Origin of the sequence: Wukongibacter baidiensis (assembly GCF_050888315.1) — a bacterium.
In the GTDB taxonomy this organism is placed as follows: Bacteria; Bacillota; Clostridia; order Peptostreptococcales; family Caminicellaceae; genus Wukongibacter; species Wukongibacter baidiensis.
The window spans coordinates 3,982,603-4,009,384 of the sequence record NZ_CP138202.1; the positions used below are offsets into that span (position 1 = coordinate 3,982,603).

Sequence of the window (26,782 nt, forward strand, 5' to 3'; positions counted from 1 at the left end):
CATGAGGTTGGATAGAATTAAGACTTTTCTAAAAAAGAAAAATGTAGAGATATCATTTAATAAATACTGTGTAGATGCACTAAGCTTTATGGCCTTTGGACTTTTTTCTTCTCTAATAGTTGGTAGTATTTTAAACTTAATCGGAACAAAGCTCAATATTTTGTTACTAACAGAAACAATATGGCCGATTGCTAAGCAAATGACAGGACCTGCTATCGCTGTTGCAATAGCATATGGATTAAATGCTCCTCCTTTAGTTATTTTTTCATCAGTCCTTACTGGTGCAGCCGGGGCTGCTTTAGGGGGACCTATTGGGGCGTATATAGCAGGCCTGGTTGGGGTAGAGATAGGGAAACTAGTATCAAAAGAAACGAAATTTGATATTATTGTAACTCCTTCGGTGACAATTATTTCGGGTTGTCTAATAGGGACTCTTATAGGTCCAATGATATCTTCTATTATGGTGGGATTTGGAAATCTCATTGTTTACGCAACGGAGTTACAACCTATTCCCATGGGGATCTTAGTATCGGTATTGATGGGAATTGCACTAACCCTGCCAATTAGCAGCGCCGCCATTGGAATTATGCTTGGATTAAAGGGTTTAGCAGCCGGAGCGGCCACTGTTGGATGCTGTGCTCAGATGGTTGGGTTTGCAGTGATTAGCTTTAAAGAGAATAGATGGGCAGGTGTATTTGCCCAAGGTCTTGGAACAACGATGCTGCAAGTACCTAATATAATCAATAATTGGAAGATTTGGATTCCCTCAATTGTCGCATCGGCCATACTAGGCCCCCTTGCTACTGTAGTATTTAAAATGGAAAACACAGCCATAGGTTCTGGAATGGGAACAAGTGGGTTTGTTGGTCAGTTTGGAACCATCGAAGCAATGGAAGCCGTTGGCCGAGGTGGTATAGGATTATACTCCTCCATATTGTTGTTACATTTTATATTGCCTGTGATAATAACATTATTCATATCAAATCTACTAAGAAAAAAAGGGCATATTAAAGAGAATGATTTGAAGATTGATCTTTAGATTTATAGGAGGCTATGATGAATGTGAACAGAGATGTTCTGATTTTAGGTGGTTTAATAATCGATAATTACTATATGACAAAGGAATACCCTAGTATAGGACAAGACACAGAAATAAACAATTTTTTTGAAAGAGTTGGAGGTTGTTCAATAAATGTAGGGATCACCCTCCGAAATCTTGGATGTGTACCATATATCGTTTCAGGAGTTGGAAATGACGAGAGAGGAAAGAGAGTTGAAAAGTATCTCACTGATCAAGAATTAGATAAGGAGTTTATTAGTAAGGAAGATGGGAATACAGGTTTCTGCCTAGTTCTTCTTGATGAGAGTGGTGAAAGAACCTTCTTAACCTATAAAGGTTGTGAAGAAAAAATATCCGAGGACATACTACAAAATCCTGAAATTAACAATATGGCATACGTTTATATAACGGGATACTACATGTTAAGTACCGAGTATAAAGAAGTGAAATTAAGCTTACTACGCACTCTAAGAAATAATGGTAGTAAGTTAATATTTGATCCCGGTTCAATGGTAGACCAAATAGAGGATGATTTTTTACGTCAGATATTAGAATTATCCCACATAATTATGCCAAATAAATCTGAGCTAAGAAAATTAGAGACAAAGTTAAAGATAGATAATGGATTTACTAAATGGTGTCTTAATAATAATTTTGAATTAGTCGTTGAGAAAGACGGCAGCAAGGAGTTAAAAGCTTATACAAAGGACAATCAATTTTCAGTATCGCCATATAAAGTAAAATCGGTAGATACAACAGGAGCTGGAGACAGCTTTGCAGCGGGACTAATATATGGACTAGTTAATGGGATGGATATTGAAACGACATTAAAAATTGCTAGTGCCTGTGGTGCCTTAGCAACTACGTTTTTAGAGCCACATGGCAACTTTGGTATTGATGAGGTTAAAGAAATAGTTGATATATAGAAAGGGGATGCGCTATGCAAGATAGAGCATATGGATGTTTGATTGGAGCAGCAATTGGTGATGCAATGGGTATGCCCGCATCATTTATGACACCTGACCAAATAGAGAGGGTATATGGAAAGATTACTGGGTTCCTTAAGCCAAAGGAAGAGCAAATTGCCCACGGTAATCTCGAAGAAGGGGAAATTACCGATGATACGGAGGAAACATTAATAATTTCATCGGTCTTAATAGAGGGAGATGGTTTTAAAGAATCAATATTTATTGAGAAGATGAAGAAATGGGCTGTAGATAATAAAATGCTTGAATCTACTGTAATTGGTCCAAGTACTAGAAATTTTCTTGAGGCAATAATTGAAGGCAGAGACTATTATGAAAAAGGCAAACTTGGAGATACCAATGGTGGAGCAATGCGTGTGGCTCCAATAGGTATTTATAACCATGGTAATGTTGAGAAGAGCATAAAAGAGGCGATTGCATCGGCTAAACCATCCCATGGAAGTAAACCAGGTGTTGCATCAACAAGCGCAATCGCAGCTGCTATTGCACTATCTATTGAAGGTGGAGTTACTGCTGCCGAGGTAATAGAAGCTGCATATAAAGGGGCAATTGAAGGAGAAAAAGTTGGATATGATATACCAGCACCATTGGTTTCTTCAAGAATTAGGTTGGCTAAAGAAATAGTTGATAACAATCAAGATAAATCCTTGGATGAGATATGTAGGATTCTATATGAGCATATTGGGGCCGGGATGAAAAGCTATGAATCTATTCCATTATCACTAGGTGTTTTTTACGCAGCTAAGGGAGATTTTGAAAAGGGCATAATTTCTACAATTAATATAGGTGATGATGCAGATACCAATGGATCAATTGTCGGAGCCCTATGTGGAGCGTTTAGTGGTGCTAATAAAATAAACCCTAAATGGATAGAAAAAGTTAAAGAAAGTAATAAGATTGATTTTGAAGAAATTGCAAAGTCATTGTTACAATAAATTGGCTAATATAAATTTTTTAAGAGGGTATCTCAGAAATTCGTATTCTGAGACATCCTCTTTTAATATATAAGCATAGAATCGATTTGCATAAATAGATTCCCATTGATAATATATAATATAAATAATACGTTTAACCTAGGAGGAATTGTCATGTCGGTTGCAGAGATAGTATGCTATATAGATAAAAATTTCAATCTATTTAAGTATGAGTTATATGACAAAGAAGCTGATGGCAGGCTAAAACAGTTCCTTGAACGTGGTTTAAATCAATGTGCTAAAGACTATTTTGAAATAAACTTCGATGATAAAAGCGGTAGAATAGAAATAAACGACTTTTACTTTAAGTATCAAATAATCCAAACTAATTTTGGGACAAAGGGTGCTGATGAAAAGCAATATATACTACTCTTTAGTAGGGATGGAATTCAAAAAGAGATTTATGAAGTGGCTTTAGATAGCTTGCCAGAAGGTGTTCAAATCTATAACAATAATGGATATGGCTTATTTATAAATAGGATTAGTGAACAGATAGGGGAAATGAAGAGAGGCCATTTTATTGGAAATCATCTATTAGACCTATATGACGTACGTGAAGATTATAGTACAGTTCTTACTACTCTTAGGGAAAAAAAGCCTATAGTAAACAGGTGTGATAGATTTAAGGCAGGTAATGGAAAAATGATAACAACTGTAAACTCGGCCTTTCCAGTAGAGCGTGATGGAGAACTATTCGGTGCTGTTCTGTTGGAAAATGACATATCTACAATAAAACAGCAAGCCTATAAAAATATTTACCTAGAAGATTATGTATTAAATCAAGGTAGCATAAAAAGAGAAAGCAAATACTATCAATTTTCAGATATTATTCACAGGTCTAAACCTATGGAGGAAGCTATTCACTTTGCTAAGAAGGTATCACTGACAGAATCTAGTGTTTTAATATATGGAGAAACGGGAACCGGCAAAGAGCTACTTGCCCAAAGCATGCATTCCTTTGGAAAAAGAAGAGATAAACCATTTATAGCTGTTAATTGTGGGGCTGTACCCTTGGCATTAGCGGAAAGTTTGTTTTTTGGAACAGTAAAGGGTGCCTATACTGGGAGTAGAGATCATGTGGGTTTCTTTGAACAGGCCCACGGAGGAACTCTTTTTCTCGATGAAGTCAACTCAATGAGCCTTGACATGCAAAGCAAGCTTTTAAGAGTACTACAGGAGAAGAAATTTAGAAAAATTGGAGGAGCTAAATATTACGATTGTGATGTGAGAATAATAGCTACCTCAAATGAAAACCTATTTGACCTTATAGAAAAGAATAGAATCAGAAAAGACTTCTTCTATAGAATTTCAACAATCATAGTTGATCTGCCGAGGCTGGGTGAGAGACCTGAGGATATCGAAATACTTTCGGAGTTCTTTATAGGCAAGCTTAATAAAAAATATGGGAAGAATATAAATGGTGTCTCAAAGGAAGTTATGAAGGCCTTTGAAGGCTACGATTGGCCGGGAAATATCCGTGAGCTTCAACATATTATAGAATACTCATTCAATATTACCCATGAAAGCGATACATTGATTACTATTGAACACTTACCTAGATATTTGAATTTCGATTTGCCTACCTTCGCTATTAAACATGAGGATACGAACCTTAATCATAGTTCGGACTCTTTAATTGAAATACTAGAAGAATATGAGAAGAAAGTGATAGAGAAATATCTAAAGAAATATAATGGAAATATTACAAAAACAGCAAAAATTTTAGATTTAAGAAGACAAAGTTTACAATACAGAATGAAAAAGTATAAAATTGAATTGAAATAATGCCAAATGATTTGGCACCTTAAAACAAATATGACAGAAAAAAATGAATTTTTAGTTTATAAGATGGTTATGTAAGCGCCAAACCAGTTTGCATATACGCCAAATGATTTGGCACACCTGTTTTCTTTATGAGAGTAATTGCATAAAATTAGAAAATTATGAGAAATAATAGAAAAAAATAACTGAATTTTTAAAGAAATCACATGAAGAAGTGGTTTCTTTGAATTTTTTTGAACTATAAGTTGGTATGGGTTTTGCGTTATAGATTTATAGTCGACGATAGGTATAGGGATTTAAGTAAACCCTATATGGTTGATGAGTTTAAATATGAAAGGAGGTAAAAGAAGATGCTTGAATACTTTGATGTACCGCAGGAGGCCCTTTCTGTTATTAAATTAATGTTAACAGAGAACGAAATAATATTGATTAATGCCATGAAAAATAATGAGTATACTTATGATGAGCTACTGGAGCTTATCAAAGAAAAACTTGATGTTAATCCAGTTGACTTTATTCGAGACACCTATAAAAGAGCCGTTATCAACAAGGTAGATCATAATGGAGAAATAAAATATAAGTCATCGGATGTATATACTAGACTTGCATTTTTTTGCCAGTATGAAACGGATCTATGGAAGAGCGTACCTGAAGCAGATCGTGAAAAACTGGATATCTGGTATGTAAAACGCTACGCCGAGGGAGCACTGCCTAGACTGAAAGAGATCCAAGAAGGAAAGCGCAAACTCATAGAAAATGCTCACTTCTATACATTAGAAGAGACCTTGGACCTCATAGACGGGATAGAGGAGCAAATGTATGTTGTGCCTTGTAATTGTAAATCCGTTGCCCTAAAGTGTGAGAAGCCTAAGAACGTTTGCATACTCTTTGAACATGATATAAATTCCAGCTGGGATCGTGGTTGGGGAGAGCCTATAGATAAAGAAGAGGCCAAGGAAATCGTAAAAATGGCCAATAAGAACGGATTAATGCATACATCGGAAGCTGAGCATGCCATTTGTAATTGTGACGGCTGTTGTTGTTATCCGGTTAGAGCTTCTGAGATTATTGGAACAAAGGGAATATGGCCTGAGAGGTTATATAACATCGTTTGGGATCAAGAGAAATGTGTTAACTGTGGCCTATGTGCCAAGGCTTGTAATTTTGAAGCCTTTACAAAGATCGATAAAAAAGTAGCCTTTAATGAGGAAAAGTGCTGGGGATGTACTATCTGTAAAAATCACTGTCCTGTAGGAGCAATAACATTAGAAAAAGTGAGTGGGTAAAAAACTAAAAGCTTTTTAAAAAGAAATTCGTTGATTCTAAACAAGCAAAATACTATCAAAAACTACTTTGGAATAATTACTTTATTAAATTAATTAGGAGGAGAGTTAATATGCAGAAACTAAGAATTAATATTATCGCTGTACCAATTATTATTTTCTTATTAATTATTGGATCAAGTATGGTTAACGCCGATGCCACAGCGACTTTTGTAATGAATGTTTATATGTTTATTGCAAAATACTTTGGTGCATTTATTCAGTTAACATGTCTTATATTTTTAATAGGTATCATATATGTAGCATTTTCTAAGGTCGGACACATCAAGTTTGGTGGAAGAGATGCTAAGCCAGAACTTTCAAGATGGGCTTATTGGACAATTGCCCTTTGTGCCGGAATAGGAACTGGTATTATGTTCTGGGGTCCTATTGAGCCTCTATACTTTTCATTTGCACCACCACAGGGGATTACATTAACACCGGGCAGTCCAGAGGCCATTCAATTTGCAATGAATAAATCCTATATGCACTGGGCGTTTACACCATATGCACTGTATGCATTATGTGGACTTTCTATTGCCTATGCAATATATAACTTAAAGATGCCAAACTCTGTAAGTAGTGGAATGACACTTCTATACGGTGAAAAATTTCTAAAAAGTAAGTATAGAGATGTAGTGGATTCAGTTGCCCTTATTGCAATTTGTTCAGGTCTTGCTGGAGCACTTGCAAATGGACTTCTTCAACTTGGTGCTGGAATCGAAATGATTACTGGGATTCCTTCGGGTCCGATGGTATGGGTAGCCTTAGCTGCAACCATCACAATAATATATACTATTTCAAGTATTTCTGGACTTCAAAAAGGTATAAAATTCCTATCGGACAAGAATGCTTGGATTTTTATTGCGTTTGTATCTATTGTAATATTAGCTGGACCAACTAAGTACATCATAGATTTAACAGTTCAGAGTTTTGCCCATTATACAAATGACTTTATTTCAGCATCTGTTTTTACTTCTCCAGGTAATACCGATCTTTGGCCAGAATGGTGGGATACTTTCTATCTGGCTGACTGGTTGTCATTCTCGCCACTTATAGGACTGTTCCTTGCTCGTATAAGTTATGGACGTACAATCAGAGAGTTCGTTTTAATTAACCTGATTGCACCGGCAATGTTTGGTGTATTATGGTTTGGCTCTTTTGGTGGATTTGTACTTGACCTTCAACTTACTGGAAAATTTGATATGTTTAAATATATGACAACCGAAGGCTTTGATGGGGTTATGCTCAAGGTTGCTGAATTCTTGCCACTCGGTCAAATAATCCAACCTATCATCATTATTACAATTATGTTATCCTATGTAACCATGGCAGATTCAATGACTTCATCTATTTCACTAATGTCCTTAAAGGATTCAAGAGTAAAAGAAGCTCCAATCGGTATAAAAGTATTTTGGGGAAGCTTAATGGGGATTCTGGCTATCATATTTGTTACAGCCGGAGGTTTAGACGGTGTTAAAACACTTCTAGCTATCTCGGGATTACCAATATTATTTATAATGATATTCCTATTTGCAGGAATTATTAAACGTCTAGTAATAGATAAAAATTATTCTTTAGATGAAGTGGTTCCCACGAAGGAAATTGGTATCAAAGAAGAAATATAAATAAAGAATGAGATAGATAATGCAAAGTACTTAATAATTGATAGAGAAACGATTACAGTAGAGTCATTAAAAGAGAAAATATAATCTAGAATAATATATAAAAAGACGGTGATAAAGATGACAGAATTCCAATATGAATTTGGAAATGTTTCACCTAAGGGGATTAAAAAAGTTGTTTTGGGTGGACAGATAGGTTTAGAAGAAGTAATCGCTGTAGCGAGATATAATGCAAATGTGGAGTTTTCGGGAAAATATATAAATAGGGTTAATAAGTGTCGTAGGCTAGTTGAAAAGTTTTCCGACGAAGAGAAGGCGATATATGGTATAACTACAGGGCTAGGAGAGAATTGGAATAAAGTTATATCTAAGGAAGATAGAAAAATTGTGCAAAGGAATAATCTCCTATCCCATGCATGCTCATTGGGGGAGCCAATTGAAGAAGAGTGCGTTAGAGCAATGATGTTTGTTATGCTTCAGCATCTAGGGTCGGGGCATACAGGTATAAGACTAGCTACATTAGAGCAAATCAGAGATTTGCTAAATAACAACATTGTACCATTCACTCCAAGACACGGATCAGTAGGGTACTTATCCTTAGAAGCCCATGTTTCACTTGTGCTTATTGGAGAGGGGAAGGCATGGTATAAGGGTGAATTGTTATCAGGTGAAGAGGCCCTAAAAAAGGCGGGGTTAACTCCAACAGTTATATCAAGCAAAGAAGGATTATCACTGACTTCAGGGACGACCTCGGTAACTGCATTGACTACACTAGGACTGTATGATGCATTAGTAACATCTAGAACCTGTGATATTGCTGGGGCTATGTCTCTAGAAGTTTTAAAGGGAACGTTAATGGCAATGGATCCGCGAATTATGGCTGTAAGACCCCATGAGGATCAAGGAAAAACAGCCGCCAATGTTAACAGGATCCTTGAGAACAGCGAAATCGTTGAGAAATATAAGGAATATAGAGTGCAAGATGCATTGTCTCTTAGATGTATACCTCAACTACACGGAGCTGCAAAGAAGATTTTAAAGGATAGCTTGAAAACCTTAATTATTGAATTGAATTCATCCGTTGATAATCCTTTGCTTTTTGAAGATGGGGAAGACAGTGTTGCTCTAATGGGATGTAATGCCGATGGTTCCTATGTTGGAATGGCTGCAGACTCATCAGCAATAGCCATTACAAACCTAGCTAAAATGTCCGAAAGAAGATTAGATCGATTAGTAAATCATCATATTAGTGAACTACCGGCTTTCCTCAATAAAAATCCAGGACTAAATAATGGATTAATGATTCCACAATATGCCGCAGCTGGGATTGTTGGTCAAATGAAAATATTATGTCATCCAGCAACCATCGATAACTTTGTTACATGTGCCAATCAAGAGGATTATGTAAGTATGGGCTACAATGCAGCGAGAAAGATGTATGAAGTGGCAGGACTAGCAAAATATGTACTGGCAACGGAATTCCTTAACTCTACCCAGGCTCAAGACTTCTATGACGAATTGAAACCTTCACCAATTACAACAAAGGTTCATGATTTAATCAGAGAATCAGTTCCTTACATTGAAAATGACTGCAACATGCAGCCGTATATTGAGCATATTGCTACTCTTATACAAGAGAACATGATAGTAGAAACTGTAGAAGAAGAGATAGGGAAGCTTGAGTTTTAGATAAAAATTAATGGGATTATAAATAAAAAGGACTGTCTCATAAAGATTTCTTATGAGTACAGTCCTTAGGTGTTTCAGAAATTCGCAATTCTGAGACATCTATAGTTCTTCTTCCTTTACAGCAAACCAATGTGTAATACAAGTTGTATCTCCATTATTTCTGTAGTTATGAGGAGTGAATTTACTTACATAAATACTATCTCCCTCATTTAGGATAAATGTATCATTTTCCATTTTGATTTCAAGAGACCCTTTAATAACTATACCGATTTCTTCGTAATTATGTCCCCAAGATGTTTTGCCATAATTGCTGTGGGGTTCTATTACAATAGATATTCCCGTTAACTTCTTATCTCTAGGACTCAATAATTCGATTTTAACGGAATCATCGTCGGTTTTGAAGACATCTTTTCTATTTTCCTTGCGGACTATCATAGAGTGATTGTCGTCAGAGGTTTGTATTAAATCTACGATATTTATATCTAAAACCTTACAGATTTGTTGTAAATTACTAACCGATGGGCTGTTTAAATCTCTTTCAATATTACTGATAAAGCCATTGGATAGATTGGTTAACTCAGATAATTGTTTAATTGTAAGTCCTTTTTTCTTTCTAAAGTGCTTAATCTTTTCCCCAAGCTGCATTATTTATTCTCCTTTATTTTGATTATCTAAAGGGTTGCTAAATTATATACCTTTATACTTATTATACTTTAAATGTTTTTGTAAAACAATGCATTTACTTGAGTTAGTAAAACTTCACAATTAAACATTTAGTAAATTACTACATTTAATAGACTTTATTAATCCCATACCCATGGTCCCTAAGGCTATCTATGATTTGCCCTATATGATCGTGTCCGTTTGTTTCTACTGTTACTTCAAGCTGAACATTCTTAAACCTGTCAAAACCTTTAAATTGGTTATGATCCAACTTAATTACATTAGCTCCTATATCGGCAAGGATTTTAGATATATTTAGAAGCTGTCCTGGAGTATCTGGAAGGTTCACAGAGAAGCAGAACAATCTTCCCCTTGAAACAAGACCATGATTAATTAAAGATGACATAGTCACAACATCGATATTGCCTCCGCTTATTACAGATACTATATTCTTATTTTGAACATTAAGCTTTTTTAAAGCTGCAAGGGATAAAGCTCCTGCAGGTTCAGCAACAAGCTTATGTCTTTCTAAAAGGATAAGTAGTGCCTCCATAATATCAAAATCCGAAACAGTAATGATATCATCAACATAATCCCTTATTATGGAGAAAGTGAGATCTCCAGGGGTCTTGACGGCCACTCCATCGGCAATTGTCTCAACCCTATCAAGGGAAACCAGTTTATTCTTATCTATCGAAAGCCTCATGGCATTTGCACCTTCAGGTTCTACTCCGATAACCTTTATATTGGGATTGATAGATTTTGCAGCAACGGCTATACCGCTAATTAAGCCACCGCCTCCCACCGGTGCTAAAATAATATCAGCATTTTGAAGCTCCTCTAGTATCTCTATTCCGATTGAACCTTGACCAGCCATGATATCCAGATCATTAAAGGGGTGAACAAAAGTATAATTCATCTTCTTCTGGAGTCTCTGAGCCTCATTATAGGCAGCATCGTAATTATCTCCAGCAAGGACTACCTTAGCTCCGTACTTCTTTGTAGCCTCTACCTTTATTAAAGGCGTAGTTTTTGGCATAACAATAGTTGCTTCTATTCCAAGTTTTTGGGCTGAGTAGGCAACACCTTGAGCGTGATTACCAGCAGAAGAGGCGATTAATCCTCTTTTCTTTTGGCTGTCACTCAACTTACTGATCTTATTATAGGCGCCTCTTAACTTATATGCACCAGTAGTTTGGAGATTTTCAGGTTTTATATAAACCTCATTCTGATATTCATTGCTAAAAAACGAACTATATATTAACTCAGTTTTAGCAGATATACCCTCAAGTCGTTCCTTTGCAGCTTTGATCTCTGAAAATTGTAGTAATGGTTTGTCGTATTTTAAAGCGTAACTAGTAGCTCTTCCCATATTTCTCCCTCCAGTAATATTGTATGTGTGGTTGTTTTATAAATAAAAATCTAGGTCATTGAATCCCTTTCTTTTGGTCATATTTCTTTTCTAGAAATGACCCCAATAAAAAAACGTCCATGAAGAATCTTCTTCAAGGACGAGTATGTTCTCGCGGTACCACCTTAATTGCATCTACATATATAGACACCTCTCTTTCAGTTCTAACAAACCTAAGCCTATAACGGGGCTAGACGTTATCCTTTACTTGAACCTCTATAATAGAGAGTTCTCAAAAGCCAAAAGTTCAAGGATACAGCTCGGGAGTGATTTGTATTTTACAAACAGTATCGGTTTTCAGCAACCACCGACTCTCTGGGACCATTTAGCGAAAAATACCGTTCTCCGTCATAGCTTTTAAATATGTATCTAATATTATAATTATTCAAAATTTTAACACCATAAAGGGATGTTGTCAATAGAAATTGATTAAAAATTCTAAAGAATATAACTATAATATTTGACAATTTGATGATACAATAAGAAAAATAAAAAATTTATTGGAAGGGGTGTCAAGTGAAATGTCCATCGATAAGTACAATAACCAAGCCTGCTGAAGCTGTGATTCAGAATCTTCCAGTATGGAAGAAGCCAAGTCAAAATCTGAATATGAAGAAGAAAATCCATCTCTTTATAAGGATATAAGCCATGCCATAGATGGTTTTGTTGATACTCCTATAGGACCTATTAAAAGAATCAAAACTACACTGATGAGAAAGGACACTTTACAAGATTGCCATGCTCGTATAAAGATAAAAAGAAATAATTTTAGAATAAATACTGGATTATATGCAGTTGGAAATCCTGATAAAGACTCTCCAGTCCTTGTAACCGCTAACTATAAGCTGACCTTCGATAAGCTTAGAAAGGAACTAGAAGGCATTGACCTGTGGATTATGGTAATCGACACAAAGGGAATCAATGTATGGTGTGCAGCTGGTAAGGGGACCTTTGGAACGGAAGAAATTATATATAGGATTAAAGAAACTAAGCTAGACGGCCTTGTATCCCATAGGAGGTTAATACTACCACAGCTGGGAGCACCGGGGGTATCAGCCCATATAGTAACTAAGCATACGGGTTTTAAAATAGTATATGGACCCGTAAGGGCAGAGGACATACCTGAGTTTCTATCTACGGAATGTAAAGCAACTGAGAAAATGAGAAGGGTAGAATTTAGCCTCTTTGATAGGTTAGTTTTAACGCCGATAGAAGTATTGATAGCCCTAAGGTATTTTATGATAGTTCCTATAATATTCTTTATTATAAACTGGGTAACACATGGAGAACTAGGGATGGAGGAAATACTAAAAATAACTTTACTGAATATTATGCCCTACTTAGGAGCATTCTTGATAGGGGGATTTTTAGTACCGATAATGCTTCCAATAATACCATTTAGGTCCTTTTCTCTAAAGGGATTAATCCTAGGAGTAATTTGGTCTCTAATTACTATTCACTTTAACAGTGTCTTTCTATTTAGTAGTCAGCTAAAGGTGTCCCTAGGAAATGCATTGATATTAACTTCTATAATAACAATGCTAGGACTTAACTTCACCGGAGCAACTACCTATACCTCATTTTCAGGTGTTAAGAAGGAGACACTATGGACGGTACCCATGGTAACACTTGCCTCCATAGGAGGATTGGTACTGATAGTGATGGGAAAATTATAGATGAGTAGTTGATTAAAAAATGATATTAAATCTTTCTTGAAGGAAGGGATTTATATAATGAGATTAAAATACTTAAAAAATATGGTAAATTTGAATCTAGACCATGAGAAGTGTGTAGGTTGTGGGTTCTGTATAGATGTCTGTCCCCATGGAGTATTGAAGCTTGAGAATGGTAAGGTATATATTGCAGAAAAGGATTATTGTATAGAATGTGGAGCCTGTGCTAAAAACTGCCCGACAGAGGCAATTACAGTGGAGTCGGGGGTTGGATGAGCCTATGCTATAATAAAAGGCATACTCACTGGAAGTGAGCCAAACTGTTGTTAGTAACTAAATGAAGTGAGTTTAGTTTAATTGTCCATATATAATAATAGATTAGATCTTCGAAAGGTGGTGTATTATTTGGTTAAAAAAATAGTAGTTATTACTCTTTGGTCTGGTGTTGTAAAAAAACATTACGAGCAGCTTAAAAACCTATTTGGTGATGCGGTTGAAATAAAATACTATTCCTTTGATGTTGATAATATTAACCAGGATATAGATGCCGATCTAGTACTGATATCCCTATACTCAATATATATAGCGGTAAAAAAATATATATCCAATAAAAGTCAGATAGTAATAATTAATCCGACGATAACTGCAAAGCAATATGATCAAATAATGACCATACCTGCGGGAGAAAAGGTTATGCTAGTTAACTATAGTAGTGAAATGACGATGGAAACAATTGCTTTGTTTAATCAGCTAGGAATTAACCATGTTGAATTCACTCCATTTTATCCAGGCATAAAAAATGTACCTGAATTAAAGATAGCCCTTACTCCTGGAGAGCCTCAGCATGTTCCTGACTTTGTTGAAAAAGTCATAGATATAGGACATAGGGTTCTTGGCACCAGTACCATAGTAGATATAGCAGTTAAGTTAAATCTAGACTATCTACTACAGGAAGACCGATTCATAGAGCACCTTAAGAGTTTAAAGACCCATAGCTCTGGACTTGAAGCCTTATTAGGTAAAACCAACACCTTAGAAAGTGAGTTTGATAGCCTTCTTAACATCTTAGACGATGGAATCATTGCAGTAGATGCCAATGGACTGATACATGGCTTTAATAAAAGAGCTGAAAAAATCATCGGATTAAAAAAAGGAGAGGTTATTGGGAAAAACGTAAAAACGATAGTATCTCAAATACCTTTCGATAGTGTTATCGGTACATCAAAATCAATAAAGGCTATGTTAGTAAAAATAAAGGGAAAAAATATCTCCACAACAATAGTCCCTGTTATCACTTTGAAAAAGGTTACTGGCGCATTAGCTATAATCAATGAATTTACGGAAGAGGAGAAATATCATCATAAACTTAGAGGGCAACTATTGGGTAAGGGTCATAAGGCAAAATATAAGTTTGAGGATATTATTGGACAAAGCCCTGCCATAGAAGAGCTTAAAGGGATAGCTAAGAGAATGGCAAAATCGGATTCTTCTGTATTAATTTGCGGAGAAAGTGGAACAGGAAAGGAACTATTTGCTCAAGCAATACACAATACATCCAAAAGAAAGAACTATCAGTTTGTGGCTGTAAATTGTGCAGCCCTTCCAGAAAGCCTTTTAGAGAGTGAACTATTCGGCTATGAAGAAGGAGCCTTTACCGGTGCTAGAAAGGGTGGAAAAATTGGTCTGTTTGAGCTAGCCCATAATGGTACCCTATTCTTAGATGAAATCGGAGAGATGGCATTAAATCTACAGGCGAGACTCCTTAGGGTTATACAGGAAAGGGAAGTAATGAGAATAGGTGGAGATAGTGTCATAAATATTGACATTAGAATTATCGCAGCTACCAATAAAAACTTAAAGGAACTAGTGGATAAAGGGGAGTTTAGAAGGGATCTTTACTATAGGCTCAACGTCCTACCGCTAAATACTATTCCTCTCAGAGAGAGAAGAGAAGATATAATGCTTTTGGTAGATAACATACAAAAGGAAGTAGAGGCGGAGTTTGAGCTGAGTGAAGAGTCTATAGAAGCATTTAAGAACTATTCTTGGGAAGGAAACGTAAGAGAACTTAACAATTATATTGAGTACCTTGCCCATCTAGGTAAGAGAAGGATTGAAATTCAAGATATACCATTTGTTAAGGAAAGAGCCAAAATAGAAGTCGATTTCAATAGTATAGATAGTGATAAAATTACGAGGTTTTTAGAATATATAGAAGGATATGAGAAGGAATATACCTTTATTTTGAGCTCCTTGGAAAATAGCTTGAGGAATAGGGTAAGGATTGGTAGAAGAAGCATTGCTAAATTGGCTAAAGAAAAGGATATATATATATCAGAAAATGATATTAGAAAAAGGCTAGAGGTTTTAAGAAATCATAAAATGGTCAGGTTATCTAATGGAAGAGGAGGTACCCAAATAACGGATTTGGGAGTTGAAACATTAAAATATATAGAAAACCGGGTGTAATGGGTGAGAGATAAAAAACCGTTGCACCCGGTTTTGAAATAGAATACAATAAAAGTTAAGGAAAACACTGAAAAGTCTGAAAATTAAACCGTGGACTAATTGGCATAGTATTTGCATAATTATAAGAATGAAAGTGATAAATGATAAAACAAGTAGTAAGAGGAGGTCAAGATGAAGTACGATTTCAATACAGTAATTGATAGAAGTAATAACTATGCAGCGAAATATGATGAGCTAGAGCTTAAGTTTGGAAGAGATGATTTATGCTCCATGTGGGTTGCAGATATGGATTTTAAATCAGCAGAGCCTATTATAGATGCTATTAAAGAGAGGGCTGAGCAAGGTATTTTTGGATATACCTCAAGACCTGAGACATATTACGAAGCAATGATTGATTGGTATAAGAGAAGATACGATTGGTGCATAGACAAAGAGACAGTAATACATAGTCCATCGGTAGTAACCTCACTAAGTATTATCATGAGAAATTTCACTAAGCCAGGAGACAAAATCATAATTCAATCACCAGTATATTATCCTTTTTTTGATGTTGTTAAGGATAATGGTAGAGAGCTTGTGCTCAATCCACTTAAGAAGGTGAATAATGATTATGTAATGGATTATGAGGATTTAGAAGAAAAGATGGACGACAATGTAAAATACTTGATTCTTTGTAACCCGCATAATCCAGTTGGTAGGGTGTGGACAAAGGACGAACTTACAAGGCTTGGTGATATATGCATTAGAAACAATGTAAAGGTCATAGCCGATGAGATACATGGTGATTTAGTATATGGAGAAAGAAAGTATGTTCCATTTGCTTCAATATCCGAAGAATTTAGTAAGAATACAATAACCTGTATATCTGCAACTAAGACCTTTAATATTGCAGGGCTTCAGGCTTCCTTTGCAATTTTCTCGGATAAAAAAGACTATGATAAATTTGAGAACTTCCTAGGAATTTTAGATTTAAAAAGGAATAATTGTTTTAGCTTAGTTGCCGTTGAAGCTGCCTATAGACATGGTGAAGAATGGCTTAATCAGCTAATGGAATATCTAGAAGACAATGCCCAGTTTCTTGTGGATTACTGTAGAGAAAACATCCCTGAAATCAGACCTAACAAACTCGAAGGAACATACCTTGTTTGGATAGACTGCAGGGGTCTTGGTCTAGATGATGAGGAGTTAAATGACTTTATGATAAATAAAGCAAGAATCGCTTTGGATGGAGGGAATTGGTTCGGTAGTGAAGGGGAAGGGTATATGAGAATCAATATTGCCTGTCCTAGGGCCATCTTGGAAGAAGGAATCAAAAGAATTGAAAAAGCAATTAAAAAAAACTTAGGATAATAAATCAATAGTGTATGTAAAGGGAGGTGAACATAACAATAACAACCAATATGTCTATATTCTTCAAAATAAAATAGAAATAAGGAGGAAGTAATTTATGGAGTATGGTATTCTGAGTATTTTACCACCACTAATTGCAATATTATTGGCAATTCGATCAAAACAAGTTTTTATTTCTTTATTTGCTGGTATTTTTGCTGCAGAATTAATAATGGCAAGTTGGAGCCCTCTAACTGCATTAAATAATTCTTTAAATGGCATTGTGGCAGTCTTTTCTGAGGGATGGATAACAAAAACTATCATATTCTCATTCCTGGTGGGTGCAATAATTACCTTAATTCAAGCCTCAGGAGGTGTAGCTGGATTTATTGAGTTTTTAACTGAAAAGACTAAAGCAGTAAAAAACAAAAGAGGCGCTATGATGTTGTCCTTTATCATAGGTATAATAATATTTATAGAATCATCAATTACTATACTTGTTTCTGGCGTTGTAGCTCGTCCTTTGACAGATAAATATAAGGTATCAAGAGAAAAGCTCGCATTTATCTGTGACTCTACATCGGCACCGATTTGTGCTCTTATTCCCCTGAATGGATGGGGAGCAACGCTTATAGGTATACTTGGAGTTCAGGTAAGTGCAGGTGTTATTTCAGGTAATCCCGTACAAATATTAGTAAAAAGTATACCATTTCAATTTTATTCAATCATAGCTGTAATATCGGTATTCTATTACATTTGGACCGGGAAAGATTGGGGTCCAATGAAGAAGGCCGAAGAAAGGGCAATGACAACGGGGCAGGTACTAAGGGAAGGTGCTACCCCTCTTGTTTCAACTGAAGCTACAGATGTACCTGTAAAAGAAGGTATAACACCAAATATGATGCATATGATATTACCTCTAATAGTGCTTATTGGAATGATGCCAATTAGCTTATATGTTACTGGTGAAGGAAATATGATGGAAGGTTCAGGATCAACCTCTGTATTTTGGGCAGTGCTTGCGTCCCTAGCCTTCTCAGGAGTTTACTATATAGCTAAAAAAATAATGAATCTACACGAGTATATGAACTATTTTTATAGAGGTGTAGGTGGAATGGTTCCTGTTGCATCCCTATTAATATTTGCCTTTGCCATAGGTAATTCTATTTCAAATCTTGGAACAGGAAAATACATGGCAAGTATAGTTGAAGGAAGAATTAGTGGTGCCCTAGGGCCAGCCATAATATTTATCCTTGGTTGTATAATAGCATTTTCAACGGGCACAAGCTGGGGAACCTTTGCAATCTTGATGCCTATAGCAATGCAAATGGCAGTAGCAATGGATGCAAATATATATGCAAGTGCTGGAGCAGTAATTTCAGGTGCTATTATGGGTGACCACTGTTCACCAATATCCGATACAACAATTCTGGCATCGATGGCCTCGGCCTCGGATCATATTGATCATGTTAAGACACAGATACCATATGCGTTATTATCATCGGCCATAGCATTTGTATTATATGTCGTAGTAGGGTTTATTGGGTAATTTATATAGAACGCACTTATAAATCTACATTTTGATTTCTTGAATAGCCAATGCTTTTGGGTTATTTAAGGAGTCAAAATGTAACAAAGCTTATTGCGATTTCTATAAATAATGTTTTAATAAAGTTATGATCCCAAAATATATGTAGCAAACCATTTCATTAGTATAGAGATTTTTAATGAGGAGGCAATAAGAATGGATGTAAGTAATTTAGGCTTTAATAGCAAAGCAATTCATGCAGGACATGATCATGATGCAAAGGGAGCTCACCTAACACCAATATACCAGGTATCTACCTTTAGATTTGAAGATGCTGCCCAGGGAGGTAGAATCTTCTCAGGAGAAGAGGCGGGATATAAATATACAAGACTAGGCAATCCTAATATGACTGAGCTTGAAGGAAAGATGGCGGCCTTAGAGAATGGTGAAGCTGCACTTATTACTAGTTCTGGTATGTCAGCCATATCAACGGCACTGTTATCATTTTTAAAGTGTGGAGATCATGTAGTTGCTTCCGATACCCTCTATGGTGGAACATTTAAGCTCCTTAAGGATATGTTTCCCGAATACGGAATAGAAGTATCCTTTGTGGATACTACGGATTTAGAGAAATTACGGGAAGAAGTAAAGTCAAATACTAAGGTGGTTTATATTGAAACCCCTGCTAATCCTACAATGAAGCTTGTAGATATTAAAGCTTGTGTAGAAATTGCCCATAGATTTGGTGCATATGTAATGGTAGATAATACCTTTATGACGCCATATCTTCAAAGACCGCTGGACTTGGGTGCAGATATAGTTATACATAGTGCAACAAAATATATATGTGGTCATGGAGATGTAGTTGCAGGAATTATAGTTGCTTCTCAACAAATAATCTCTAGAATGAAATCTCCACATTTAGATAACTTTGGAGGTACAACAAGTCCCTTTGATGCATGGCTTCTAAATAGAGGCCTGAAGACCCTGGGTCTTAGAATGGATAAACATTGTGAAAATGCAACGAAGGTAGCTGCGTATCTAAAGGAGCATCCATTGGTTGATAAGGTTTACTACCCAGGTCTTTCAGACTTTCCACAGTATGGATTAGCTAAAGATCAGATGGATGATTTTGGAGGGATGATAGCCTTTGAATTAAAGGGCGGACTAGATGCGGGTGCTACCCTAATGAATAATGTTAAAATGCATACATTGGCAGTAAGTTTGGGGTGTGTAGATTCGATGATACAGCACCCCGCATCAATGACTCATGCCTGTGTTCCAAGAGAAGAACGAATAAAGTCTGGAATAGCCGATGGTTTAGTTAGGCTTTCAGTGGGGATTGAGGATATAGAAGATATCATAGACGACTTAGAACAGGCTTTAAATAAAATAAAGTAGACAAAAATACCCTCAAAGATTTTTGTTGCTATATGGATAAACAACATTCAAAGCTACAATTTTGAAGTTGTTTATTCTTTTGTATAGATATGTAGGGGCTGACTCATAAAGCAATCTTATGAGTACAGCCCCGGGGTGTTTCAGAATGAATGAAGTTCAAGGTTTTGAAATTTCAGCGGTTTGGCTAGTACTAATGTACGTGCCAAGTCGATGAAACTTTAAATAACGCAGAAATTCGTCATTCTGAGACACCCCCGCTATTAAGCATATACAAGTAGACGAAGAAATGTTGTATAATGTTGAAAAGTATTAATGTGGAAAGGGAGATTAATATGATAAAGATTCCTAAAAGAATTGAAATTGCAAACCTACCTACAAGAATCGAGAAATTAGAAAGACTATCTCAAAAATTAGGTGGACCAGATATATTTATCAAAAGGGATGATCAAACCGGAACAGAGATTTCGGGTAATAAAGTTAGGAAGTTAGAATTTGCAGTAAAAGAAGCTCTAGATCAAGGTTGTGACTTACTCATTACTTGTGGTGGAATCCAATCTAACCATGCCAGAGCTACCGCTGCTGTTGCTGCTAGGTTAGGTATATCCTCTTGCTTAGTTCTAAGAAGCAATGGAGAAGAGGATGTGGAAGGAAATCTTTTCCTAGACAAGGTACTAGGAGCTCAAATAAGGTTTATCACCCCAGAGGAATACAGAGAAAAAAGAATGGAAATCATGGCAGATATAAAGGAAGAACTGTCAAAGGAAGGCTATAAGCCCTATATTATTCCAGAAGGAGCTTCAAATGGTATAGGTACCTTTGGATACTTTAAAGCCATGGAAGAGATTATTCAGCAGGAAAAAGACATGGGTATAAAATTTGATGCTGTAGTGATTGGCGTAGGATCAGGTGGAACCTACGGCGGTTTATTCCTTGCAAATAAGATCATGAAGCATGAGGCAAAAATATATGGGGTAAATGTATGTGATGATGCGGAGCATTTTAAAAAGCAAATTCAGAAAGTAATAAATGAAAGTCTATCCTACATAGATGAACCCTTTGAATTTACAAAGGATGAAATCAATATCATAGATGGATACGTTGGTAGAGGATATGCCCTAAGTAGACCAGAAGAGATTGAGTTCATCCACGAACTAGCTAAGCTAGAAGGCGTCATCCTAGACCCTGTTTACACAGGTAAAGCCATGTACGGCCTAGTAAATGAAATCAAAAAAGGAAACCTTAAAGAACATAAAAACATACTATTCATACACACCGGAGGACTATACGGTCTATTTCCTAAAAGAGATTTGTTCTCCTTCTAAATAAAGCAGAACTTAAAGAACATAAATAATATTTTATTAAAAAAGTCGGGGCTGTCTCATAAAGATTTCTTATGAGTTCAGCCCCGCGGGTGTTTCAGAATGAGTGAAGTTCAAGGTTTTGGAATTTCAACGGTTTGGCTAGTACTAACGTACGTGCCAAGTCGGTGAATATTTCAAATAACGCAGAAATTCGCCATTCTGAGCGCTCTAGAACCGTTCTAAAATATAAATATCTACTAAGGCCGAAAATGTGACTGGGGACGGACCCATCTGACATGCGTTCTTCTCAGCGTGTCCGTGGGCCCGTCCCCTGTCATATTTTCCAAACTCTTACACAAAACTCAACTTTTCTGATAACATCTTAACAGCAACTTATTCTTATAAAAACTTTTCAAGTTTCTCAGCCAACTCCTCAGAAATATTCATCAAAGGCAATCTAGTCTCCTCAGAATCTATAAGCCCCAATCTATTCAAACAATACTTAATAGGCGATGGATTAGGCTCCTCAAATAAAAGAGGAATAAACTTAGCAAGACCTTGCCATATATCAAAGGCTGATTTAAAATCATTCTCCTTAGCCTTATTATAAACATCAATAAACTTTTCGGTATACAAGTGGGATGATGCTAAGATTCCTCCCTGACCTCCTAAGGACAAGGTTAAATAAAAGAACATATCCTCTCCAGTTAAGATTGAAAAATTATCCGGTGGATTCATAAGCAGTGACATTGTTTGCTTGATATCCCCGCAGGCATCCTTCAGTCCCACGACATTATCAAGCTCTGCAAGCCTATATAGAGTTTCGTTTTCAATATTTCTACCGGTTCTATAGGGGATATTATAAATAATAATGTCAAGATCAGTAGCCTCTGATATTCTCAAATAATGTTCGTATATTCCTTTTTGAGAAGGTCTATTATAATAGGGGCTTACGGATAAAATACCTTCAATATCATACTTCTCTACAATTTTTAGCTGCTTTAAAACCTTGAAAGTATTATTTCCACCTAATCCTACATAAACAGGTACTCTGTTTTTAGTATATTCCATGGTTTTTTCAATGATTTCTTCATATTCATAATGAGAAATAGTTGGGACTTCCCCTGTAGTACCTAGTGGAATAAGTCCAGAGATGCCCTTGTCGATATAATAATCTATTAATCTCTTGTATGATTTAAAATCTACTTCATCGTCGGCGAATGGTGTTACAATTGGTAGCCAGATACCTTTAAGCATTGTAATAACCCTCCTTATAAATAATAAATCGAGCAAATTGCATAATTACCATCTAAAAAAACTTTCTACTATATATAGTTTTAAAAACCCTAAAGTTATACCACATTTATTATGCAATTCTGCAAAGTTAGAATTATGCAATTGCCTCAATCAACTTCAAATCCTTTTCTTACATCCATTATATTCAAAACATTGTCAATATATATTGCTTAAAATGCTTGAAATATTGCAAAAAGTGCTTTAATATAGAGTTCATATAATAGAAGAAAAAAGAAGAGGAGCTCCTATGAAAGAAGAAAGTAATTTTCTAAATATAAAAAGAGGGTATTTAAAAACCGATTTTGAGTACTTTCATATAAAGGATAGAGTAAACTTAGAGTTTGAACCCCATTACCATGACTTTAATAAAATAATTATATTTATATCTGGGAAAGTGACATATCTAATTGAAGGTAAAGCCTATAGATTAAAACCCTGGGATATACTTTTAGTGAGCAATAGTGAGATACATAAACCTATAATAGATTCTAGTGAGGTATACGAACGTATAATTATCTGGGTAAATCCACTTTTCCTAAGGAAGCACAATAATTCAAACAGTGATCTTCTAACATGTTTCCAGCTGGCAACAAGCCAAAAACGTAACTTAATGAGATTAGATTCTCAGTTTCTTGATATTATAAAACATACCTCATCTCAATTAAATAATGAGTTTAAAAATAAGGAATTCGGGAGCAGGATAATTAGAAACTCTTTGCTTCTACAGCTTGTAGTTTACTTAAATAGGCTATACTTGCAGACGAAAAATATAAAGGAAGAAAATGATATCGAATATGACGAGAGGATAGAATCTATCTTAAAATATATCAATGAAAATCTTAATCAGGAGCTAACCATAGACAATCTTTCATCGATGTTCTTTATGAGTAAATACTATCTTATGCATAGGTTTAAAAAACAAACGGGCTACACCATTCACAATTATATCCTTCAAAAAAGACTTATAATGGCAAACCTGCAAATAAAGAAGGGAAAGCCAATAACAGAGGTATACCTAGAATGTGGATTCGGTGATTACTCCAACTTTATAAGGGCCTTCAAAAAAATGTTTGGACTACCACCAAAACAGTACTATAAAGCCCTAAAAGAGCTTGAAAAGTCATATATGGATAATAATCATTAAACCATAAAGCACCTGCCTATATTGAGGCAGGTGCTTTTTTATCTTTCCTTCAATCGAACAACAGTCTTGGCTACATAAGGAAAAACAACTGAAAACAATAATAAAGCAATAGCAGTATACATCAAACTCCTATTATTATCCACAGGGCATACACCGGGAGGTAAACTTCTATTTCTAAAATAGGTAGTTGCCAGGGCATACAAGCCTAAGCCAATACCAGAAGCAAAGAAAACATTCTCGACGATTTTAAGTCTTTTACTCATAATATACCTCCAATCAGATGATATAAATCTATTAATTTAATGATAGTACTTATGAAAACTTATGTCAACATACTCCCCTTTGTTGAGGCAATTGCAAAAGTACACATTACTATAGAAGTTGAAAATGTGACTCGGGGACTGACCCATCTGACACGCGCATCCCAGTGTGTCCGGGGGTCTGTCCCAGTGTCATATTTTCTAAACTAGTAAAATAAACCTTTTCAGTAGAATCTTGTATATCTGTTCTTATTTAAATTATATTAATGCCTAACCCTACTTATCCCTAACTAAAAACCAAACATTCACAACTACCAAAATAGAACCCACACCAGCAAGCAACACAAAAGCTGTCTGCAATGAATACATATCTCCTATTTTCCCAATCAAAGGAAAAATAAAAATCATAAAAAAGCTAAATACCATGCTAGCAAAGGACAGTATGGTGGCTCTGTTTTGACTTGGAATTAGCTTATTCATATAATCGCTTATTGCCACAAATATGACTCCATCCACTGCCATCATCAAGATATAAAAGAGGTAATGATACTTTGTCAGAGCGATACCCCATATACATCCTATAGTAACTAGAGGCATAATCAATAAAATCCCTTTTTCCTTAAGAACCTTTTCTATTCTATAGGCTTGAGATGCCACAGCAGCTCCAATTAACGAGGAAGCTGCGAGCATTATTCCTATCTTGCTTTCATTGTAACCACTGATCTTCAAGTAGTTCTGCAGATAATAGAACAAACAGGTTCCAAAAACAAATATCATCTGAGAAAAAACAATGAGAAACCCAAGTTTCTTTTTACTTTTAAGTACCCTTAGACTTTCACTAACTTGTTTTTTTAGAATCTTAAAAATATTTTTTTCCTTAGTATGTTCAAATTCTATATTTGGCTCGGTAAATGAAAAAGCCTGAATTATAGTAATCAATATTATAAAAGCAGTAGCAAGAAAGGTATAGAAATAGCTTATTGAAGCTAAATAACCACCAATGGCTAATGATAAAACACTGCCACATTGCATAACCATTTCTCCAGTACCAGCTACCTTCATATAGCCTTCCTCTTCACTTATTTCCTTTAGAGAATCGTATATAAGAGCTTCTCCAGCTCCAGACTCAAGATTATAGGATATTGCCATAAATATAAAAGATAGTGCAAATAGATAAAAGCTGTTTGCAAACATCAATATAATGATACCGATAAGGGATGCAAATCTTCCACATATTCTACTAACCTTTCTTCCATATACATCAGCGACTAAGCCCGTAGGTACCTCCATGGTAAAAGAGGTTACATGGAAAATACCTTCGAGAAGCCCTAACTGATACAATGACATCCCCTTCATAGCCAAGTAAATCATCCATACTCCATGGGTTAAATCTAGTGCTTTTGTTAATATAAACAAATAATTTTTTCTAATATTACTTCTTAACTTTGCTGCATAATTCATTATTTATCTCCCCTTTATTTTAATCTGCACTTATAAAAAAGCACACAAAAAACCCTAAGTAGAATACTTAGGGTTAATTCACAATATTGATATGGATAAGCTTTAAGGTTGCTTATCTATAGAGATTCAAGTAGAACTATTAATTTATAAACATCAAAAACTCTCAGAAGCACTGAGTATTTTGATATATATAAATTAAGCTTTGCTATATGAACTCTATATAATTAATTTTTAAGAAAAGAAGATTCTACCCACTTGGTTTACATAATATTCAATTTTGGACGCACCTTTCCCGTAAAGTCCAAAATTGCTGTTTCGACCTGAACTACATTCAAGTATCCAATTACGTAAGAACCAAATGATGAGTTCAATTTCCTTCCCTCCTATAGTCATGATGACTTAAAATAGGTTATACCTAGTTCTATTATACTATGGCTTGATGCTGCCATGCAACTATTGACAGAAATTAAGCTATAGAGTATGTCTTCCAGAAAAGGATATATCATAAAATGCATCTTCAATAGAATTTTTACCCACTTCATCCCTAAGATAGGAACTAACAAGTTTTATGAGTCGAATTCCTTCCGATACACCTTCCTTAAATAACTTCTCAAATTCTAAAAATTCCTTTTCCATTAAAAAACTATTATCTATATTGGTAGGATAGATGCACATAGAAATATTAGTGGGCAAAATAGGATTAAGCATGTTAAGACAAAACCTTTTATAACCCCTAGGAGAATAAAATATATCAAAAACTCTTTTGTAGTCATTGTAGGAATCATTAATAATTCCAGTTTCTAAAGAAGCTTCATATACCCTAGCAGCCATTTCTTTGTAAAAACCCACTATAATTGAAGGAAGCTCATGTCCTATATCTACCATCGATGATGGAGATAAAAGATGTGCACTTTTATTCCAATATTTCTTTATAAAATATGTATCCAACTTCATTTCAAAGGTCTTGTGTTCGTTGGTAGTGCTAGTCCTAGCATTGATAAAGGGGTGCTCATGCTTATCAATAACATAATGAACCATAAACCCTAAAAAGTAGATTGCTAAGGTAGAAAAGTCCTTATGAGTCCTTGCACCCTTTAAATAATCTATACCTTGCAAGAATAAAGCCTTAGTATGACTTTCATGAATCATTGTTCCAAACTTAGGCCCTCGTTTTTCTTTTACCCATGGTAAGAAATCATTGTAGAAGAAAAAGTCAGGACCTTGGCATCCAAGATTATAGATCTTACGATTGTTCTTAATCATTTCATGCCAATCTAAATCCTTTAACCCCTCTAAAACCAGTTCTCCACCGAGGGTATGAATCCAAAAATCAGGCATATTATCGTCTCCTTTAGTAGTACTACTTTGAAGATTTTAATTGGATTATAGTTTAAAAATAACTATTTTT

Annotated in this window: 21 protein-coding genes and 1 other annotated feature; of the genes, 15 read left to right on the forward strand and 6 right to left on the reverse strand. The window is 35.4% G+C overall.

Translation table 11 applies throughout. The features are described 5' to 3' along the window. Position 1 precedes the first annotated feature (1 nt). The 7 genes from R9X47_RS17985 (at position 2) to R9X47_RS18015 (ending at position 9,438) form a co-directional block, all read left to right on the forward strand. A complete protein-coding gene (locus tag R9X47_RS17985) occupies positions 2-1,039 on the forward strand; it encodes a PTS transporter subunit IIC (protein ID WP_432662408.1) in 1,038 nt (345 codons plus the stop codon). A 23-nt stretch (positions 1,040-1,062) separates the two neighbouring features. Beyond that, positions 1,063-1,986 carry a carbohydrate kinase family protein gene (locus R9X47_RS17990; protein ID WP_432662409.1) on the forward strand — a complete coding sequence of 308 codons (924 nt, stop codon included), beginning with the start codon at positions 1,063-1,065 and terminating at the stop codon, positions 1,984-1,986. Between the two features lie 14 nt (positions 1,987-2,000). After that, complete coding sequence (locus tag R9X47_RS17995) at positions 2,001-2,981, forward strand: ADP-ribosylglycohydrolase family protein (RefSeq protein ID WP_432662410.1); 981 nt, start codon at positions 2,001-2,003, stop codon at positions 2,979-2,981. A gap of 153 nt (positions 2,982-3,134) precedes the next feature. Then, a complete protein-coding gene (locus R9X47_RS18000; protein WP_432662411.1) occupies positions 3,135-4,805 on the forward strand; it encodes a sigma-54 interaction domain-containing protein in 1,671 nt (556 codons plus the stop codon). A 347-nt stretch (positions 4,806-5,152) separates the two neighbouring features. Then, on the forward strand, positions 5,153-6,088 hold the full coding sequence (locus tag R9X47_RS18005; protein ID WP_432662412.1) for an ATP-binding protein: 936 nt from the start codon (positions 5,153-5,155) through the stop codon (positions 6,086-6,088). A gap of 110 nt (positions 6,089-6,198) precedes the next feature. Then, on the forward strand, positions 6,199-7,752 hold the full coding sequence (locus R9X47_RS18010; RefSeq protein ID WP_432662413.1) for a BCCT family transporter: 1,554 nt from the start codon (positions 6,199-6,201) through the stop codon (positions 7,750-7,752). Positions 7,753-7,869: 117 nt separating this feature from the next. Next, positions 7,870-9,438, forward strand: coding sequence for an HAL/PAL/TAL family ammonia-lyase (locus R9X47_RS18015; RefSeq protein WP_432662414.1), 1,569 nt, complete (start codon positions 7,870-7,872; stop codon positions 9,436-9,438). Between the two features lie 99 nt (positions 9,439-9,537). Here R9X47_RS18015 and R9X47_RS18020 read toward each other — a convergent pair whose 3' ends face one another. Next, positions 9,538-10,083 carry a helix-turn-helix domain-containing protein gene (locus R9X47_RS18020; protein WP_432662415.1) on the reverse strand — a complete coding sequence of 182 codons (546 nt, stop codon included), beginning with the start codon at positions 10,081-10,083 and terminating at the stop codon, positions 9,538-9,540. 145 nt (positions 10,084-10,228) lie between these two features. Further along, positions 10,229-11,473, reverse strand: a complete 1,245-nt coding sequence (ilvA, locus tag R9X47_RS18025; protein ID WP_432662416.1) for a threonine ammonia-lyase — start codon at positions 11,471-11,473, stop codon at positions 10,229-10,231. A gap of 132 nt (positions 11,474-11,605) precedes the next feature. Continuing rightward, positions 11,606-11,873 (reverse strand) — a binding site (T-box leader). A 160-nt stretch (positions 11,874-12,033) separates the two neighbouring features. Between ilvA and hgcA the strand changes: the two genes are divergently transcribed. The 7 genes from hgcA (at position 12,034) to R9X47_RS18060 (ending at position 21,234) form a co-directional block, all read left to right on the forward strand. Continuing rightward, positions 12,034-13,188 carry a mercury methylation corrinoid protein HgcA gene (hgcA, locus tag R9X47_RS18030; protein WP_432662417.1) on the forward strand — a complete coding sequence of 385 codons (1,155 nt, stop codon included), beginning with the start codon at positions 12,034-12,036 and terminating at the stop codon, positions 13,186-13,188. A gap of 57 nt (positions 13,189-13,245) precedes the next feature. Then, positions 13,246-13,461, forward strand: coding sequence for a mercury methylation ferredoxin HgcB (gene hgcB, locus R9X47_RS18035; RefSeq protein WP_432662418.1), 216 nt, complete (start codon positions 13,246-13,248; stop codon positions 13,459-13,461). A 129-nt stretch (positions 13,462-13,590) separates the two neighbouring features. Beyond that, entirely contained in the window at positions 13,591-15,654 is a 2,064-nt protein-coding gene (locus R9X47_RS18040; protein WP_432662419.1) for a sigma-54 interaction domain-containing protein, read from the forward strand. 171 nt (positions 15,655-15,825) lie between these two features. Next, positions 15,826-17,004, forward strand: coding sequence for a MalY/PatB family protein (locus R9X47_RS18045; RefSeq protein ID WP_432662420.1), 1,179 nt, complete (start codon positions 15,826-15,828; stop codon positions 17,002-17,004). A gap of 97 nt (positions 17,005-17,101) precedes the next feature. Then, a complete protein-coding gene (locus R9X47_RS18050) occupies positions 17,102-18,532 on the forward strand; it encodes a Na+/H+ antiporter NhaC family protein (RefSeq protein WP_432662421.1) in 1,431 nt (476 codons plus the stop codon). 195 nt (positions 18,533-18,727) lie between these two features. Next, on the forward strand, positions 18,728-19,912 hold the full coding sequence (locus R9X47_RS18055; RefSeq protein ID WP_432662422.1) for a trans-sulfuration enzyme family protein: 1,185 nt from the start codon (positions 18,728-18,730) through the stop codon (positions 19,910-19,912). A gap of 332 nt (positions 19,913-20,244) precedes the next feature. Next, positions 20,245-21,234 (forward strand): D-cysteine desulfhydrase family protein, encoded by a 990-nt coding sequence (locus R9X47_RS18060; RefSeq protein WP_432662423.1) that lies wholly within the window; start codon positions 20,245-20,247, stop codon positions 21,232-21,234. Positions 21,235-21,612: 378 nt separating this feature from the next. Here the strand turns inward: R9X47_RS18060 and dapA are convergent, their stop codons facing one another. Then, entirely contained in the window at positions 21,613-22,470 is an 858-nt protein-coding gene (dapA, locus tag R9X47_RS18065) for a 4-hydroxy-tetrahydrodipicolinate synthase (RefSeq protein WP_432662424.1), read from the reverse strand. 286 nt (positions 22,471-22,756) lie between these two features. Between dapA and R9X47_RS18070 the strand changes: the two genes are divergently transcribed. Next, positions 22,757-23,653, forward strand: coding sequence for an AraC family transcriptional regulator (locus R9X47_RS18070; protein ID WP_432662425.1), 897 nt, complete (start codon positions 22,757-22,759; stop codon positions 23,651-23,653). A gap of 38 nt (positions 23,654-23,691) precedes the next feature. On the opposite strand, the gene R9X47_RS18075 is transcribed toward R9X47_RS18070, so the two are convergent. From R9X47_RS18075 to R9X47_RS18085, 3 genes are all read right to left on the reverse strand, one after another. Further along, the gene (locus tag R9X47_RS18075) at positions 23,692-23,916 is read right to left on the reverse strand and encodes a hypothetical protein (protein ID WP_432662426.1); all 225 of its coding nucleotides are present in this window, start codon (positions 23,914-23,916) and stop codon (positions 23,692-23,694) included. A 273-nt stretch (positions 23,917-24,189) separates the two neighbouring features. Continuing rightward, positions 24,190-25,374 carry an MFS transporter gene (locus R9X47_RS18080; protein WP_432662427.1) on the reverse strand — a complete coding sequence of 395 codons (1,185 nt, stop codon included), beginning with the start codon at positions 25,372-25,374 and terminating at the stop codon, positions 24,190-24,192. A 471-nt stretch (positions 25,375-25,845) separates the two neighbouring features. Beyond that, the gene (locus R9X47_RS18085) at positions 25,846-26,712 is read right to left on the reverse strand and encodes a zinc dependent phospholipase C family protein (protein ID WP_432662428.1); all 867 of its coding nucleotides are present in this window, start codon (positions 26,710-26,712) and stop codon (positions 25,846-25,848) included. Between the last annotated feature and the right edge of the window lie 70 nt (positions 26,713-26,782).